Source organism: Massilia sp. W12 (assembly GCF_037300705.1).
Lineage (GTDB): Bacteria > Pseudomonadota > Gammaproteobacteria > Burkholderiales > Burkholderiaceae_D > JACPVY01.
On the sequence record NZ_CP147776.1, the window covers coordinates 5,183,534 to 5,197,378 of the forward strand.

16 protein-coding genes are annotated in these 13,845 nt (G+C 59.3%); 5 read left to right on the forward strand and 11 right to left on the reverse strand.

The genetic code is table 11. From position 1 onward, the window contains the following. Window positions 1-18 precede the first annotated feature (18 nt). The 5 genes from aroQ (at window position 19) to V8J88_RS21190 (ending at window position 4,924) form a co-directional block, all read left to right on the forward strand. Window positions 19-456, forward strand: a complete 438-nt coding sequence (gene aroQ / locus V8J88_RS21170) for a type II 3-dehydroquinate dehydratase (RefSeq protein WP_338846257.1) — start codon at window positions 19-21, stop codon at window positions 454-456. Window positions 457-571: 115 nt separating this feature from the next. Then, window positions 572-1,042, forward strand: a complete 471-nt coding sequence (gene accB, locus V8J88_RS21175; protein WP_338846258.1) for an acetyl-CoA carboxylase biotin carboxyl carrier protein — start codon at window positions 572-574, stop codon at window positions 1,040-1,042. A gap of 67 nt (window positions 1,043-1,109) precedes the next feature. Then, window positions 1,110-2,474: an acetyl-CoA carboxylase biotin carboxylase subunit gene (accC, locus tag V8J88_RS21180; RefSeq protein WP_338846259.1), complete on the forward strand. Its 1,365-nt coding sequence runs from the start codon at window positions 1,110-1,112 to the stop codon at window positions 2,472-2,474. Between the two features lie 3 nt (window positions 2,475-2,477). After that, window positions 2,478-3,395 carry a 50S ribosomal protein L11 methyltransferase gene (prmA, locus tag V8J88_RS21185; RefSeq protein ID WP_338846260.1) on the forward strand — a complete coding sequence of 306 codons (918 nt, stop codon included), beginning with the start codon at window positions 2,478-2,480 and terminating at the stop codon, window positions 3,393-3,395. Between the two features lie 2 nt (window positions 3,396-3,397). Further along, entirely contained in the window at window positions 3,398-4,924 is a 1,527-nt protein-coding gene (locus tag V8J88_RS21190; protein WP_338846261.1) for a zinc-ribbon and DUF3426 domain-containing protein, read from the forward strand. Between the two features lie 165 nt (window positions 4,925-5,089). Here V8J88_RS21190 and V8J88_RS21195 read toward each other — a convergent pair whose 3' ends face one another. The 11 genes from V8J88_RS21195 to ccsA all read right to left on the reverse strand — a co-directional run bounded on the left by V8J88_RS21195 (window position 5,090) and on the right by ccsA (window position 13,820). Further along, window positions 5,090-5,377 (reverse strand): DUF167 domain-containing protein, encoded by a 288-nt coding sequence (locus V8J88_RS21195; protein WP_338846263.1) that lies wholly within the window; start codon window positions 5,375-5,377, stop codon window positions 5,090-5,092. A 17-nt stretch (window positions 5,378-5,394) separates the two neighbouring features. Next, window positions 5,395-5,955 carry a YggT family protein gene (locus tag V8J88_RS21200; protein WP_338846264.1) on the reverse strand — a complete coding sequence of 187 codons (561 nt, stop codon included), beginning with the start codon at window positions 5,953-5,955 and terminating at the stop codon, window positions 5,395-5,397. A gap of 109 nt (window positions 5,956-6,064) precedes the next feature. Continuing rightward, window positions 6,065-6,718 (reverse strand): hypothetical protein, encoded by a 654-nt coding sequence (locus V8J88_RS21205; RefSeq protein WP_338846265.1) that lies wholly within the window; start codon window positions 6,716-6,718, stop codon window positions 6,065-6,067. Between the two features lie 610 nt (window positions 6,719-7,328). After that, complete coding sequence (locus V8J88_RS21210) at window positions 7,329-7,760, reverse strand: DUF1801 domain-containing protein (RefSeq protein WP_338846266.1); 432 nt, start codon at window positions 7,758-7,760, stop codon at window positions 7,329-7,331. Between the two features lie 20 nt (window positions 7,761-7,780). Beyond that, on the reverse strand, window positions 7,781-8,320 hold the full coding sequence (locus V8J88_RS21215) for a hypothetical protein (RefSeq protein WP_338846267.1): 540 nt from the start codon (window positions 8,318-8,320) through the stop codon (window positions 7,781-7,783). A gap of 85 nt (window positions 8,321-8,405) precedes the next feature. Continuing rightward, window positions 8,406-8,780, reverse strand: coding sequence for a hypothetical protein (locus V8J88_RS21220; protein WP_338846269.1), 375 nt, complete (start codon window positions 8,778-8,780; stop codon window positions 8,406-8,408). Between the two features lie 164 nt (window positions 8,781-8,944). Further along, on the reverse strand, window positions 8,945-9,544 hold the full coding sequence (gene ampD / locus V8J88_RS21225) for a 1,6-anhydro-N-acetylmuramyl-L-alanine amidase AmpD (RefSeq protein ID WP_338846270.1): 600 nt from the start codon (window positions 9,542-9,544) through the stop codon (window positions 8,945-8,947). Continuing rightward, window positions 9,531-11,051, reverse strand: a complete 1,521-nt coding sequence (locus V8J88_RS21230) for a sigma-54 dependent transcriptional regulator (protein ID WP_338846271.1) — start codon at window positions 11,049-11,051, stop codon at window positions 9,531-9,533. Before V8J88_RS21230 ends, ampD begins: the two co-directional genes overlap by 14 nt. After that, on the reverse strand, window positions 11,048-12,775 hold the full coding sequence (locus tag V8J88_RS21235) for an ATP-binding protein (protein ID WP_338846272.1): 1,728 nt from the start codon (window positions 12,773-12,775) through the stop codon (window positions 11,048-11,050). The genes V8J88_RS21230 and V8J88_RS21235 overlap by 4 nt, the downstream gene beginning before the upstream one ends. Further along, window positions 12,772-13,023: a PP0621 family protein gene (locus V8J88_RS21240; protein WP_338846273.1), complete on the reverse strand. Its 252-nt coding sequence runs from the start codon at window positions 13,021-13,023 to the stop codon at window positions 12,772-12,774. Before V8J88_RS21240 ends, V8J88_RS21235 begins: the two co-directional genes overlap by 4 nt. Continuing rightward, entirely contained in the window at window positions 13,020-13,820 is an 801-nt protein-coding gene (gene ccsA / locus V8J88_RS21245) for a cytochrome c biogenesis protein CcsA (protein ID WP_338846274.1), read from the reverse strand. Before ccsA ends, V8J88_RS21240 begins: the two co-directional genes overlap by 4 nt. Window positions 13,821-13,845 lie beyond the last annotated feature (25 nt).

A 13,845-nucleotide genomic window follows, 5' to 3' on the forward strand; every position in this document is an offset into this window, starting at 1 on the left:
GAAACAGCAGCCAATTTCATGAACAAACATGTGTTATTGCTGAATGGGCCAAATCTCAATCTGCTTGGTGTGCGCGAGCCTCAGGTGTATGGCGCACACACGCTGGCGGATGTGGAATTGGCTGCGCAGCGGCAGGCTGAAGCCGCCGGCTGGCGTTTTTCCGCATTGCAAAGCAATCATGAAGGTGTGCTGATCGACCGCATTCATGCGGCGCGAACGGAAGGAATCAACGCCATTGTCATCAATCCGGGCGGCCTGACGCATACCAGCGTCGCGTTGCGCGATGCGTTGGCAGGGGTCGCCATTCCATTTATTGAGGTGCATATTTCGAATATCCATCAACGCGAAAGCTTCCGCCACCATTCGTTTATTTCAGCGCTGGCGGCAGGCGTGCTGTGCGGTTTCGGGATTGATGGCTATCGATTGGCGCTTGATTACGTAATACAGAAATACTGAAGCAGCCGGTGCGATGGCGCCGGTTTTCGAGAAAAAGGGCGGTTGCCGGTGTATCCCATCTGCGCCGCTGAGTTTGATTTGCTTTGACCAGCAAGAATTCTGACAGGGGTTTCATATGGATTTAAGAAAGCTCAAGACACTGATCGACCTGGTGGCCGAGTCCGATATCGCGGAGCTCGAAGTCACCGAAGGCGAAAGCAAGGTGCGTATCGTCAAGTCGTCCTCCTTGCCGCAAAACCAGGTCGTGATGTTGCCGCAGCAAAGCACCCCGGTAATCCAGGCTGCTGCGCCAATCGCCGGGCCGGCCCCTGGCCCGACCGGCAGCGGTCAGACCGCCAATCAACTGGAACCCGGCCATGTGGTGAAATCGCCCATGGTTGGCACTTTCTACCGTGCGTCCGCTCCGGGCGCCGCGCCCTTCATTGATATCGGCTCCCAAGTCAAAGAAGGCGATACCCTGTGCATCATCGAAGCGATGAAACTGCTCAATGAAATTGATGCCGACATCAGCGGCACAGTCACCCAAATCCTGGTGGAAAACGGGCAGCCGGTCGAGTTCGGCCAGCCGCTGTTTGTGATCAGCTGAAACAGCTGTGTTCCAAGACCTTGCGGCAGTACGTCTGCCGCAGCGTCTGCTTGCCGGAAAATCTATCATGTTTGAAAAAATCCTCATCGCCAATCGTGGTGAAATCGCCTTGCGCATTCAGCGCGCGTGCCGCGAACTTGGCATCAAAACCGTCGTTGTGCATTCCGAGGCTGACCGTGAAGCCAAGTATGTCAAGCTGGCCGATGAATCGGTCTGCATCGGCCCGGCTCCCTCGGCGCAAAGCTATCTGAATATGCCGGCCATCATCAGCGCTGCCGAAGTGACAGACGCTGAAGCGATCCATCCGGGGTATGGCTTTTTGTCGGAAAACGCTGATTTCGCCGAGCGCGTTGAGCAATCCGGCTTTGTTTTCATCGGCCCGCGTCCGGATTCAATCCGCATGATGGGCGACAAAGTGACCGCCAAACAAAGCATGATCAAGGCCGGCGTGCCTTGCGTGCCAGGTTCGGATGGCGCGCTGCCGGACGACCCGAAAGCGATCATTCAGATTGCGCGCAAGGTCGGCTATCCGGTCTTGATCAAAGCCGCCGGCGGCGGCGGCGGGCGCGGCATGCGCGTGGTGCACACCGAAGCCGCCCTGATCAACGCCGTCACCATGACCAAGGCGGAAGCCGGGGCCGCATTCGGCAACCCGGAAGTGTATATGGAGAAATATCTGGAAAATCCGCGCCATGTGGAAATCCAGATTCTGGCCGACGAACATAAAAACGCGATCTGGCTGGGCGAACGCGACTGCTCGATGCAGCGCCGTCATCAGAAAGTGATTGAAGAAGCGCCCGCGCCGGGCATTGCGCGCAAGCTGATCGAGCGCATCGGCGAACGTTGCGCCGAAGCCTGCCGCCGCATCGGCTATCGCGGCGCCGGCACTTTTGAATTCCTGTATGAAAACGGCGAATTCTTCTTCATCGAAATGAACACCCGCGTGCAGGTCGAACATCCGGTGACAGAAATGATCACCGGGGTCGATATCGTGCAAGAGCAGATCCGCATCGCCGCCGGCGAAAAGCTGCGTTACCGCCAGCGCGACATCCAATTCAACGGCCACGCGCTGGAATGCCGCATCAATGCCGAAGACCCGTTCAAATTCACGCCCTCGCCGGGCCGCATCACTTCCTGGCATGCGCCGGGCGGGCCGGGGGTGCGGGTGGATTCGCACGCTTACACCGGCTACTATGTGCCGCCGAATTATGATTCGATGGTGGGCAAGCTGATCACCTATGCGCCGACGCGCGAACAGGCGATCAAGCGCATGCAAATCGCGCTCTCGGAAATGGTGGTGGAGGGGATTTTGACCAATATCCCGCTGCACCGTGAGCTGATGCTGGATGCGCGCTTCATCGAAGGCGGCACCAATATTCACTACCTGGAGCAAAAGCTGGCCAATCAGCCCAGCTTCTCCAAGGATAAATAAGCAATGAGCTGGACAGAAATTGTGATTGAAGTCGCGTTGGATCAGGCGGAAAGCCTGTCCGATGCGCTGATGGAAGCCGGCGCGCTCTCGGTTTCGGTGGAAGATGCAGATCTCGACACCGACGCCGAGCGCCCGCTGTATGGCGAGCCGGGCATGGAAATCCCGGTCGCAGCCTGGGAACACAGCCGGGTGGTGGCCTTGATCGAAGAGGGCGCCGAGCCGGCTGCGATTTTGCAAGAGGCGGCGCAAGCGCTGGGTCTTGATCCCTTGCCGGCCTGGCATACGCGCGTGGTGGAAGAACAGGATTGGGTGCGCATGACGCAAGCCCAATTCGATCCCATCCACATCGGCAAAAATATCTGGGTGGTGCCGAGCTGGCACAGCGCGCCCGATCCGCAGGCCCTGGTGCTGGAGCTTGACCCCGGTCTGGCTTTTGGCACCGGCAGCCATCCGACCACCCGTTTATGCATGGAATGGCTGGAAAGCCATGCGCCGCGCGGCAAGCGGGTGCTGGATTATGGTTGCGGTTCCGGGATTTTGGCGATGGTGGCGCACAAGCTTGGCGCAGCGCAAGTGATCGGCGTGGATATCGACCCGCAAGCGATTATCGCCGCCGGTGAAAACGCGGCACGCAACCACTGCCAGATTGCGTACTATCTGCCGGATGATTTCGCACAAGCTGAATGCGGCCAACTTGGCCAGCGCTATGATGTGGTGGTGGCGAATATTCTGTCATCGCCGCTGAAATTGATGGCGCCGATGTTGGCGGGCCGGGTCGCGCCCGGCGGCCAGCTCACCCTCTCCGGGGTGCTGGCGCGTCAGGCCGAAGAAGTGGCGCAAGCCTATGCTCCTTATCTCAAGCTTGAAGTATGGGCTGAGTTGGATGGCTGGGTCGCCTTGAGCGGACGTTTGCCGGGGTAAGTATGGCGTTAGCCACCAGATGCCCGCTGTGCGGGGCCATGTTCAAAGTCGCGCAGGATCAGTTGAAACTGCGCGCCGGTCTGGTGCGCTGCGGTGCCTGCCATCAAGTCTTTAACGGCATCGAAAATCTGGTGCGCCCGCAAGGCGCGGACAACACAGCGGCGCCGCCGCATTCTGCCGCCGCACCGGCGCCGGCGCCAGTTCCGGCGCCGCCCGCCAACCGCGCCGCGCCAGCGCTGGCCGCACCTGTCGCCAGCGACACGCCGGCCCAGGCGCCGGCGCAAATCAGCCAGGCGGTTTTACGCCAGCCGGACCCGCCGCATGCGGCGCCGCCGGCCCCGCCGCCCCCACCACCCCCGCTTCCTGCGCCTGCGCCCATTCCTGAACCGGCGCCCATTCCAGCGCCAATTCCAGCGCCCGCACCGCTTCCTGTGCCGACGCCAGCCCCGGCGCCTGTCAGCATGCCGGAACCTGCGCCCTCCCATGCGCCCGTGCCTGCGCCCGTGCAAGCGCCTGCGCCGCTTCCGGCGCCCGCCGCCGCGCCATCGCCAGCGGCGCCGATTGCTGCGCCGCCAACGCCATCCGCCGTCGCCGCAGCGCGGGTGGACGATTGGCCGGATCTGACGCCGCCGCAAACCATCACCCTGCATGCATTGCCGGATGAAGAGGGGGAGGAAGATTTCTTTGACAGCGCGCCGCCGCCAGCGGCGGATTGGCGCGGCCATCCGGAAATCCGCATCGAACCGCATCTGGATTTAAGCGATATGCTGCCCGCCAGCCCCGCTCCGGCGCTGTCTGAGGCCAGCGCAATCGAGCCGGAGCCTGAAGCGCGCGCCGCATCGGCGCAGGCAGAAGAGCAAACGCCGCCGCATTTTGCCGGGCATGCAGAACATGTCGCCACGCCGCCGGAAACGCCGGCCCCGGCAGTGTTTGCGGCAGCAGCGCATGATGCGCCGGCAGCGTCAGAGCAAGCGCCTGAGCAGGCCGACAGCAATGCAGAAGATGTGCCCGAATTCGTCAAGCGCGAACGGCGCGAGCAGCGCATGCAGCGTGTGTTGCACCCGCTGCTGGGTTTTGGCGTCGGTTTGCTCATCATCGGGGCCGCAGCGCAAGGCATTTACGCCGGACGCGCGCAATTGGCGGCACACCTGCCATTCACCCGCCCCTGGTTGGAGCAAGCCTGCCAGCATCTGGCTTGCAGCGTCGGGCTGCCGCACAATATCAAAGCGATCACGCTGGAAGCGGATGAGTTGCAAACCGTGCCGCCGCTGAAAAACAATTATGTCTTTTCCACCTTGCTGCGCAATCAAAGCGATACCGCGCAAACCTGGCCGCATCTGGAATTGACCATCAACGATGAAAAAGACCGGCCCCAGATCCGGCGCGTGTTCACTCCCGAAGAATATCTGGGCAAGGAAGTCGAGATTGCGCGCGGTTTTGCGCCGCGCGGCGAACAGCAAGTCCGCCTGTATTTTGAAATGCACCAGATCAAAGCATCCGGTTATCGCGTGTATTTGTTCTACCCCTGACGCCGCGCCCGTGCAACCGAATGCAGGCCAAAGCCGCAGGCGGGGTTGAGCGCCGCGACTTACCCGGCGTCCGGCGCCGCTTGTCGCACAAAGGCGTATGCGCGGGCAACAAGCAAAATCAGCCGCCGCTCCATCGCCTTAAAACCCTCACGTCAAACAAACGCTTTATGGCGGCGGCAAACCAAGGCAATCCGCCAGCCAGGCCGGATCAGGCGGGGTGCGTACAATTTCCAGCAATTTGCGGCGCGCTGCGGCGCCATGGGTGATCTGAATCGCGCTTTTCGGCAAACGCAATTGTTCAGATAGAAAACGGATCAATTCCTGATTGGCGCGGCCATCAATCGGCGGGGCCTGCAGACGGATTTTGAGCGCATCCGGCAAGACTTCCATCACTTCCGATTTTTTCGCATTCGGCGCCACCTGCACCGCCAGGCGCAGGTGTTTGCCATGCACAGAACACCAGCCGGCCATCAGAGCAAGGCCGGCAGACGCAGCAAAAACTGCCCCAGCTCATCCAATAACAGCAAGGCGATTTGCAGCAAAATCAAAGCCGCCATCGGCGACAGATCAATATTCGCAATCGGCGGCAAGACGCGCCGGATCGGGCGCAACATCGGGCGGCTCAGTGCGTCAAAAAATGGAGCCAGCGGGGCCATCGGATTGATCCAGGAAAAAATCACGCTGATCAATAAAATCCCGCTCAAACCATACACAATCCAATTCAGCAAACGCAGCAAACCCCGGACCAGAATCGGATACGGCATGAATTCGCCCGACAACATCGATAACAGGGCGGAAGTCGCCAACGCCAGCAAGGCGGCGCCCAGCAAGCTGGCCCAGTCATAGCCGCCAAAGCCGGGCACCACGCGGCGCAAAGGTTTGACCAGCCAATCAGAGAGTTGATACGTGAATTGCGACAATTGCGCAGGAGGCCGGATGCGCACCGCCTGCATCCAAAAGCGCAGCAATAACACCAGCGCCAGCAGGCCGATCACGGCGGAGAGGATGATATTCAGAATACCCAGCAACACTGGCAACCTCCAGACAAAAACCGCCGCACAAAGGCGGCGGGATGGATGACAGCGCTATTATGCCACTGCCGCTGCGCTGCGCCGTTGTTTCGCCAACGGCGCATACGCATTATGGACGCGGCCCGGTGGGAAACGGCCATGCTGCCGGATCGGCAGTTTTGGCGGCGGCTTTTTTTGCCGCCGGTTTTTTTGCTGCGGCCGGTTTGGCTGCCGGTTTGGCCGCTGCTTTCACCGCAGGCTTGGCTGCCGCCTTTTTCGCAGCCGGCTTGGCTGCCGGTTTGGCGGCGCAATCCGCAGCTTTCTTCACGCTCTTGGCGGCGGCAGGCGCTTTGGCCGGAGCCGCTTTTTTCGCTGCAGCCTTGGCCGGCTTGGCTTCGGCCTTTGCTTCAACCTTGGCCGGTTTGGCGGCGGCTTTCGCTTTCGCCGGTTTGGCTTCGGCTTTCACCTCGGTCTTGGCGCTGCTTTTTTTGACGGCGGCTTTGGCCGGTTTGGCGGGCGCTTCAGCTTTCGGCTCGGCTTTTTTCACGCTTTTTTTCGGCGCGCTTTCGGCTTTTACCGCTTTCGCGGCTTTCGCCGGTTTGGCTTCGGCTTTCACCTCGGCTTTAACTTCTGTTTTCGCGGCGGGCTTTTTGGCGGCTTCGGTTTTTTTCACCGCCGGCGCCTTGGCCGCTTTTTTCACTTCTGCCTCTTCAGCTTTTTTGGCCACGCTTTTTTTAGCGGGTTTATCGGCTGCCTTGGCTGCAGTTTTTTTACTGGTTGCCATGATTTCTCCTTCCTTCATCATGCAGATATCTAAACATGAAACCCGCTGCCGGCTGCAGCGGGTTATTCATCGGCACAAACATGGTCTGGTTATGCTAATGAATTCTGTCCCGCGCAAATGCGCGTGATGCAAGCAAAGGTTTGGGCTTGCATCGTGTTCCGGTGTGGCGCCCGCAAAAGACAAAACCGCCTGACTGCATGGCAATCCAGGCGGTTTGCGCTGCGATCATGTCCCCGGTTGCGGAATAAACGGCAAGGCTGCAGGCGCTGCGCCGCGCGGGGTGAACCGCACGGTGGCGCACAGTTGAAATGAAGCGACGCAAAAGGCAATCTCATTTCATCCATCCTTGGCCACAAATCAGTGATGCGCATTCCATGCAAACCGGGTGCGCTTCGTCGCATTGTATCCTCAGTGAAACAATATTCCAACTTCGCTTTGCGCAAATCTGCAAGATTTATTTGCAGGCGCAAAAATCATTCCGGTTTTTGGTGTGTCCCACATTTTGAGGCGATTACAGCGGGGTTGGCGCGCGGCTTGATGGCGGCCCGGCGGCAGTGCGCAGCATGCTGTTTTGGCTGATGAAAAAGCCCGGTCTGCGCTGCTTTTTTCCTCACGGGTGACGCACATCAGGCTGCGCGCCGCTGTGCTGAAGGCGCAGCCGTTGGTGGATATCGGCATATGCGGCGGCGATCAATTCCTGCAGCGCAGGCGTATCACAGGACGCACCGGGTTTGAGTTTGATATGGCGCATATTTTTTCCACTGCCGCATAGCAGCGCCGCCGGATCCGGCAAATGTGCGCCATGGAAAAAGCCGAGGTTGAGGTGTGCGCTGAACACATTCACATACGCAAACGCCGCCATTTGCACGCATGCGGTGGCGTGGCCGTCGTGCAGACATTCCTGCACATCGGGGCCGCATGCGCGCAGCTGCGCAAAACAGTTTTGCGCAAGTTCTCGCCAAGGGGCGGGACGGGTTGCCAGCCATGTCGCCAGCGCGGCATCGGCCGCGCAGGCTTGCGGCAAGATGAAGAGTGCGCCCATATGTGTTGGCTGCTCACGCCTTAACGCGCTGCGCGATATTTTTGCAGTGCGCGCGCCCAGCTTTCCGCTTCCAATTCCTCGAATTCAAATTCGATGTCATCAAACGCGTCGGCTTGCGCCGGCGTCAACACCGATGCGGGCGTCAGTCCCGGATTGCGGCTGACAAAATTGGCCCCGTCTTGCAAGCTGAAAAGCGGCGTGAGCAATTCACAAGCCTGCGCAAACCACGGCGCCAGCGGATCATCGCAGGCCAGCAGACAGTGGCGCAGTTGTTCGATGCGTTGTGAGGTTTCGTTATAGAACAGGGCCAGCAAACCATCATGATTGAGCGTGCTGTAAATCAAATTGATGCACTGAAAATATTTGAGCGCGCCAAAGAATGCAGACAATTCCGGCGGCAGCGTGCGCGCCTGGCCCTGATCCAGATCGGCCAGCATCACGCCCAGGCCAAGTTCGGTTTCAATTTCCCAATTGAGTTCATACAGATTGTCTTCGTCCACTTGATCCGGCGCAGACATGTCTGCGCGCAACTTGCACAAGACGCTGAGTAAATCGCCCATGCGGCCTTCCTTTTTCCATGCAGTGTGAGGGATGCTGTCGCACCGGCGGCAAACAGGCTGCCGCTGCGCAAACCTTCATTGTCCCTCATTCCGCCAAATCTTGTGGCGTCGGGCAACGGCGGTCGGATTTTGCGCTCAGTAATTGATTATTTGCGTATTGGCATTGAAACGGGCGCGATTTCGGCTCGGTGATTTCAGCGTGTTTCAGCTGGCCTTTTTGATATTGCAGATTGGCCATCAATTGCTGATTGCTGAGCCAGAATTTGCGGCAGCCGGAATAATTTGGCGGCAGTGCGCCTGGATAGATTTGCAGCGCCATGCCGCGCTGTTCACGCTGCAGCGCATCTTTCGGCGGCGCTGACAGTTCGCAATTGCTGCCGGAAAAATTCAAGCCCGCCGCGCTCACCGGCGTCAGCGCTGAACTCAGCAAGATGCAAAACAGCATGCGAAGCATCAACATGAAGAAATCCTTTCATCCGGCATGGCGCAATCGGCAATTGTTTGCTGGCGTGTAAATCAGCGTAGCGCGGAATGCGCTTGGATGCAAATGAATGCGCGCCGGTGATCGCCGCCCGGGCGGGGAAATGCAGGGCGCCTGCCGCAGCGGCGCACTGGCCGGCGCCTTCACCCGGTCTGATCGCTCCACCTCAAGCGATCCCAACCGGCGCTTTGCAGACTGTCGCGATATCGGGGCCAATCAAAACACGGCCCCGGATCGGTCTTGCGTCCGGGCGCAATATGCTGATGTCCGGCTATCGCGCGCAGCTGCGGGTAATGCGCCAGCAAGGCGCAACTGAGTTGTTGCAAACTGCGATATTGCGCCTCCTCAAACGGCAACCAGTCACATCCTTCCAGCTCAATTCCGATAGAAAAATGATTGCATTGCGCGCGTCCCTGCCAGCTGGAAACGCCGGCATGCCAGGCGCGCGCCTGACATCCGACAAATTGCTGAATTTGTCCCTTCCGGGTAATCAAAAAATGGGCGGAGACTTGCAAACCCTGCAAACTGGCGAAGGAAGCATGGGCGGCGCTGTCGAGCTGGCCGAGAAATAAGGCAGCGATATGCGGGCCGCCGAATTCGCCCGCCGGCAAGCTGATATTGTGGATCACCAGCAATTCCGGCTGCATGCCGGCGGCGCGCGCATCCTGAAACGGACTGGGCAGGCGCTGTGCGCCGTGCAACCAGCCTTGCGCATCCAGCGTCCAGGCCTCAGTCGGGATCATGGATTTCCAGCCTTTGCACTTGATAGCGCAATTGGCGGAAACTGATGCCCAGCAATTCCGCCGCTGCGGTGCGGTTGTAGGTGGTTTGTTCCAGCGCGCTGATGATGATCTGCTTTTCCACCTGATCCAGAAAACTGGGCAAATCCTGCCCCTTGCGTCGCCAGAATTCGGCCACCGCCTGCGCGATGCCATCCACATCCTGCACCCCGCCTGCCGCCTGGGTCTCGGCCTGCGGCGGCGCGGCGGGCGGCGGCGTTTCGGCTGGCGCGGGAGCGGCAGGTGCGGCGGCGGGCGGCGCGCTGTGCAATAAGCTGCCATCGCCGGCGATATCGGCAGGACGCTGCGGCATGTCGCTTAAGCTGCGGCCCGGTTTTAACGCCAGATCGGAGACTTCAATCACGCCATCATTGGCAAACGCCAGAGCGCGCTCAAGGATATTTTCCAATTCCCGCACATTGCCCGGAAAACTGTAATCCGACAAGGCATGCAAAGCCGCTTCGGACAAGCGGCCTTGCACACCATGCGCGGCGCCCAGGCGCTGCAAAATATTTTCGGTCAGCACGCCCAGATCGTCGAGCCGCTCACGCAATGGCGGCAGACTGAGTTCAATCACATTCAAGCGGTAAAACAAGTCTTGCCGGAACTTGCCTTTTTCCACCCATTCCGCCAGGTTTTGATGGGTCGCGCTGATGATGCGCACGTCCACCGGCTCTTCCGCCGTGGCGCCGATTTTACGCACGCGCCGCTCTTGAATCGCGCGCAGCAGTTTGACTTGCATAGGCAGCGGCAAATCGGCCACTTCATCCAGCATCAGGGTGCCGCCATTGGCAGCCTGAAAAAAGCCGTCGCGCTCATCGCTGGCGCCGGTGAAAGCGCCTTTGCGGTAGCCGAAAAATTCGGCTTCCATCAGCGTTTCGGGGATCGCGCCGCAGTTGACGGCGATGAAAGGCTTGTTGGCGCGCGCGCTTTGCGCATGGATTTCGCGCGCCGCCAGCTCTTTCCCGCTGCCCGATTCGCCAGTGATGGAAATCGGCGCCATCGAGCGCGCCAGGCGCGCGATTTGCGCGCGCAAATCCTGCATCGCGCGCGAAGCGCCGATCAGGCGCGAACCGGGAGCCGCTTCCGGCGCGCTTTTATTCTGTCCCAATCCCAGGGCTGATTGCACCAGCAGACGCAACTGATCCAGCGCCACCGGCTTGGTGACATAATCAAATGCGCCGGCTTTCAAGGCCACCACCGCATTTTCCGCACTGCCATATGCGGTCACCACTGCAACCGGGGTATTTTTAAATTTGCTGCTGATTTCGCTGACCAGCTCGATTCCCATGCCATCCGGCAGACGCATATCGGTCAGCACCAGCGCATATTCATGTTTGGCCAGCAGCTTGCGCGCGCTCTGCAAATCCTCTGCGCTGTCCACATCCAAACCCATGCGCAAGATGGTGATTTCGAGCAGATCGCGCAAATCCTGCTCATCGTCAACTACCAAAACCCGTGGAGCTGTCATTGTTTCGCCTCTTTTTCCCAAGCGCCAAAACTGATCACAAAACGCCCGCTGGACTCATCTTCCAGCTGCATATCGCCATCATCAATGCGGTATTCATAATCCAGCATCGCGCCATTGTTCATGCATAATTCGCGCGCCAGATACAAGCCAAGCCCGGTGCCTTTGGAGGATGTGGTGTAAAACGGCTCAAACAAATGGGCCCGCACTTCGCTGGAAATGCCGGGGCCGTCGTCTTGCACATGCAATTCCAGACGGCCTGCGCGGATCACTTCCAGCATTTTGATGCTGCCGGGGCGGCCTGAGGCGTAACGCACCGCATTCGAGAGCAGATTCACCACCACTTCACGCAAATGCAAGGGATCAAAGCGCACCAGCGCCTGGCTGGGCGGCCCCAGCATCAACAAACTTTCCGGCAATTCATGGGTTTCTTCAAACTCATTGCGGATTTCACCCAGCAGGCGCGATAAATTCAGCGGTTCATTATTCGGCTGCACTTTGCGCGAGAGTTGCAAGATGTCTTCAATCATGCGATTCACCCGCGTCACATTGTCGCCCACGATATTCAGCAAACGCACCTGGGTCTTGCTGTTCAATTCTTCTGACAATAGTGCGGCGGCATGCGAAATCGCGGCCAGCGGATTGCGCACCTCATGCGCAATGCTGGCGGTCAGGCGGCCCATCGAAGCCAGTTTCAATTGCTGCGCCTGGTTTTCAATCTCCCCCACGTCCTGCAGGAACAGCACGGTGCGCGCATCCGGCCCGACTGCGCCATGCACGCGCACAAAACGCACTTTCAAGTGCACCGTTTGTTCGCGCCGCCCGCTCCACAACGGCCCGCCATAAGAACTTTGCTCATCTAAGGGCCGGATGCTCAAAAACACCTGGGATGCGGTATCCGGCAGACTGGCGTCGCCAGTCTGCTGCAAACTCTGCAACCAGTTGCGGTGCGCCTCCACCATTGCATGCATAGTCGGCAAATCGCTCAGCCGGGTCAATCCCAAGTCGGGGATATCATCCAGATGCAAACCCAGCATGGTTTGCGCCGCCGGATTGCTGGAGTAGATAGAGCTGTCATCGCCCAATACTAAAATGCCGTCGCCCACGTCGGCAATCACAATCCGGTTGATGTGCAATTGCATTTGCAAATCGCGCCCGCGCTGCAGCGCCAACTCTTCCTGCCGGATCAGTTTGCCGGCCAGACGTGAGACCACCACCACGGTGGTGAAGAAGGCCACCCCATACAAGCCGGTTTGCAATATCGGCACTTCCGGCATGTGCAAAAACACCTGGTAAGTGCCTTCCAACACCAGAAACAGCGACACCATCGCCGCGTAAGTCAGCGCCAGCATCAGCGGCGCCAGCACCGCCAAGCCGGCCAGCGGCAGCAAAAACAAAATCGCCAAACCGCTCTTGGCGCCGCCGGCGGCGATGTAAAGCAAGGCGATGATGACCAGATCCAGCGTGACCTGGGCCAACAATTGCAAGGTGAAATGCTGGCGGTAATACATGGCTGAGAGCGAAAGCAAAATCGCGCTCAGCAGATAAAACACGCCGGTGTCGGGATATTGGAATTGCTGGGCGACTTCGATGCCCTTGGCGTTGAACTGGGTGTACACCAGCAAGACGCTGGCCACCACCACCCGCGTCAAGCCAAAGGTTTGCAATGAGCGCCAAAAGCTTTCGCGCGCTTCAATCGGGCGCAAGCCGGCGGGCAGCAATTTCATGATGCAGTATGCTGTTGTTGATGTTCAGCGCTGCAAAATACCCGGCCTTGGACATCATATACCGCCTCAGAGGCCGGGAAGGCGACCTGGCAATGGGTGCAACGCAACAGTTTTTCCGCCTCGACCGGTAAATGGCCGGGGCCGGCGGGCGGCGGCGCGGATGGCGGGCGGGCGCGCTGTTTGAATTTCTTTTTCAGCGCCAGCCACACCAGCAACAACAGCGCAAGCCAGAATAGAAAGCGGCTCATACGCTCCCCCGGTGCAAAATCACTTCCAGCACAAAACGGCTGCCGACATAGGCCAGCAATAAAGCGCCAAAGCCGGACAGGGTGAAGCCAAGCGCGGTCTTGCCGCGCCAGCCGCGAAAACTGCGCCCGGCCAGCAAAATGCCAAACAAGAACCAGGACAAGAGGGTAAACACGGTTTTATGGTCAAAGCGCAAGGGCCGGCCAAATAATTGTTCTGAAAACACGATGCCGGACAGCACCGTCAGACTGAGCAGGGTGAAGCCGATGGCGATTAAGCGGAACAGCAGTCTTTCCATGGTCAAGAGCGCCGGCAGGCGGTCAAGTATGGCGCCAAACCAGCTCTCTTGACCCTGGCGCGCATGCAGGCGCGACTCTTGCAGCGCCATCAACACGGCATGAAATACGGCAATGGTCAGACTGGCGTAGGCCAGAATTGCAATCAGGATATGCCAGCCGAACAGCGGGGATTTATGTTCCAGCAACTGCAGCGCACCGGGAAAAGCCAGCGGCAGCAGGCAGCTGACGGCGGCAACCGGCAGCATCAGGACGCGCAAACCGTCCAGCGCCAGATTGCGGTTTTCCAGCAGCCAGGCGGCCACCGAAACCCACATGGTGAGAGAAAGCACAACCGCAAAGCCCAGACGCAGGCCGCCGGGGACAAAGCTTTGTTGCCATAAAAAGCCGGCTTGCAGCAACCAGGCCAGCAACACGCCGCCGTTACGCAAATCCGGGCGCTGCGGCGCAAATGCGCACAGCAGGTATAACAGGGCGGCGATGGTGGAACAGAATATGAGCATGATTTCTCAGGACGCAAGCCAATCT

Excerpts from the sequence above, each read along its gene's own strand:
- aroQ (WP_338846257.1), top strand. The coding sequence starts at position 19 with ATGAACAAACATGTGTTATTGCTGAATGGGCCAAATCTCAATCTGCTT.
- accB (WP_338846258.1), top strand. The coding sequence starts at position 572 with ATGGATTTAAGAAAGCTCAAGACACTGATCGACCTGGTGGCCGAGTCC.
- accC (WP_338846259.1), top strand. The coding sequence starts at position 1,110 with ATGTTTGAAAAAATCCTCATCGCCAATCGTGGTGAAATCGCCTTGCGC.
- prmA (WP_338846260.1), top strand. The coding sequence starts at position 2,478 with ATGAGCTGGACAGAAATTGTGATTGAAGTCGCGTTGGATCAGGCGGAA.
- V8J88_RS21190 (WP_338846261.1), top strand. The coding sequence starts at position 3,398 with ATGGCGTTAGCCACCAGATGCCCGCTGTGCGGGGCCATGTTCAAAGTC.
- V8J88_RS21205 (WP_338846265.1), bottom strand. The coding sequence starts at position 6,718 with ATGGCAACCAGTAAAAAAACTGCAGCCAAGGCAGCCGATAAACCCGCT.
- V8J88_RS21210 (WP_338846266.1), bottom strand. The coding sequence starts at position 7,760 with ATGGGCGCACTCTTCATCTTGCCGCAAGCCTGCGCGGCCGATGCCGCG.
- V8J88_RS21215 (WP_338846267.1), bottom strand. The coding sequence starts at position 8,320 with ATGGGCGATTTACTCAGCGTCTTGTGCAAGTTGCGCGCAGACATGTCT.
- V8J88_RS21220 (WP_338846269.1), bottom strand. The coding sequence starts at position 8,780 with ATGTTGATGCTTCGCATGCTGTTTTGCATCTTGCTGAGTTCAGCGCTG.
- ampD (WP_338846270.1), bottom strand. The coding sequence starts at position 9,544 with ATGATCCCGACTGAGGCCTGGACGCTGGATGCGCAAGGCTGGTTGCAC.
- V8J88_RS21230 (WP_338846271.1), bottom strand. The coding sequence starts at position 11,051 with ATGACAGCTCCACGGGTTTTGGTAGTTGACGATGAGCAGGATTTGCGC.
- V8J88_RS21235 (WP_338846272.1), bottom strand. The coding sequence starts at position 12,775 with ATGAAATTGCTGCCCGCCGGCTTGCGCCCGATTGAAGCGCGCGAAAGC.
- V8J88_RS21240 (WP_338846273.1), bottom strand. The coding sequence starts at position 13,023 with ATGAGCCGCTTTCTATTCTGGCTTGCGCTGTTGTTGCTGGTGTGGCTG.
- ccsA (WP_338846274.1), bottom strand. The coding sequence starts at position 13,820 with ATGCTCATATTCTGTTCCACCATCGCCGCCCTGTTATACCTGCTGTGC.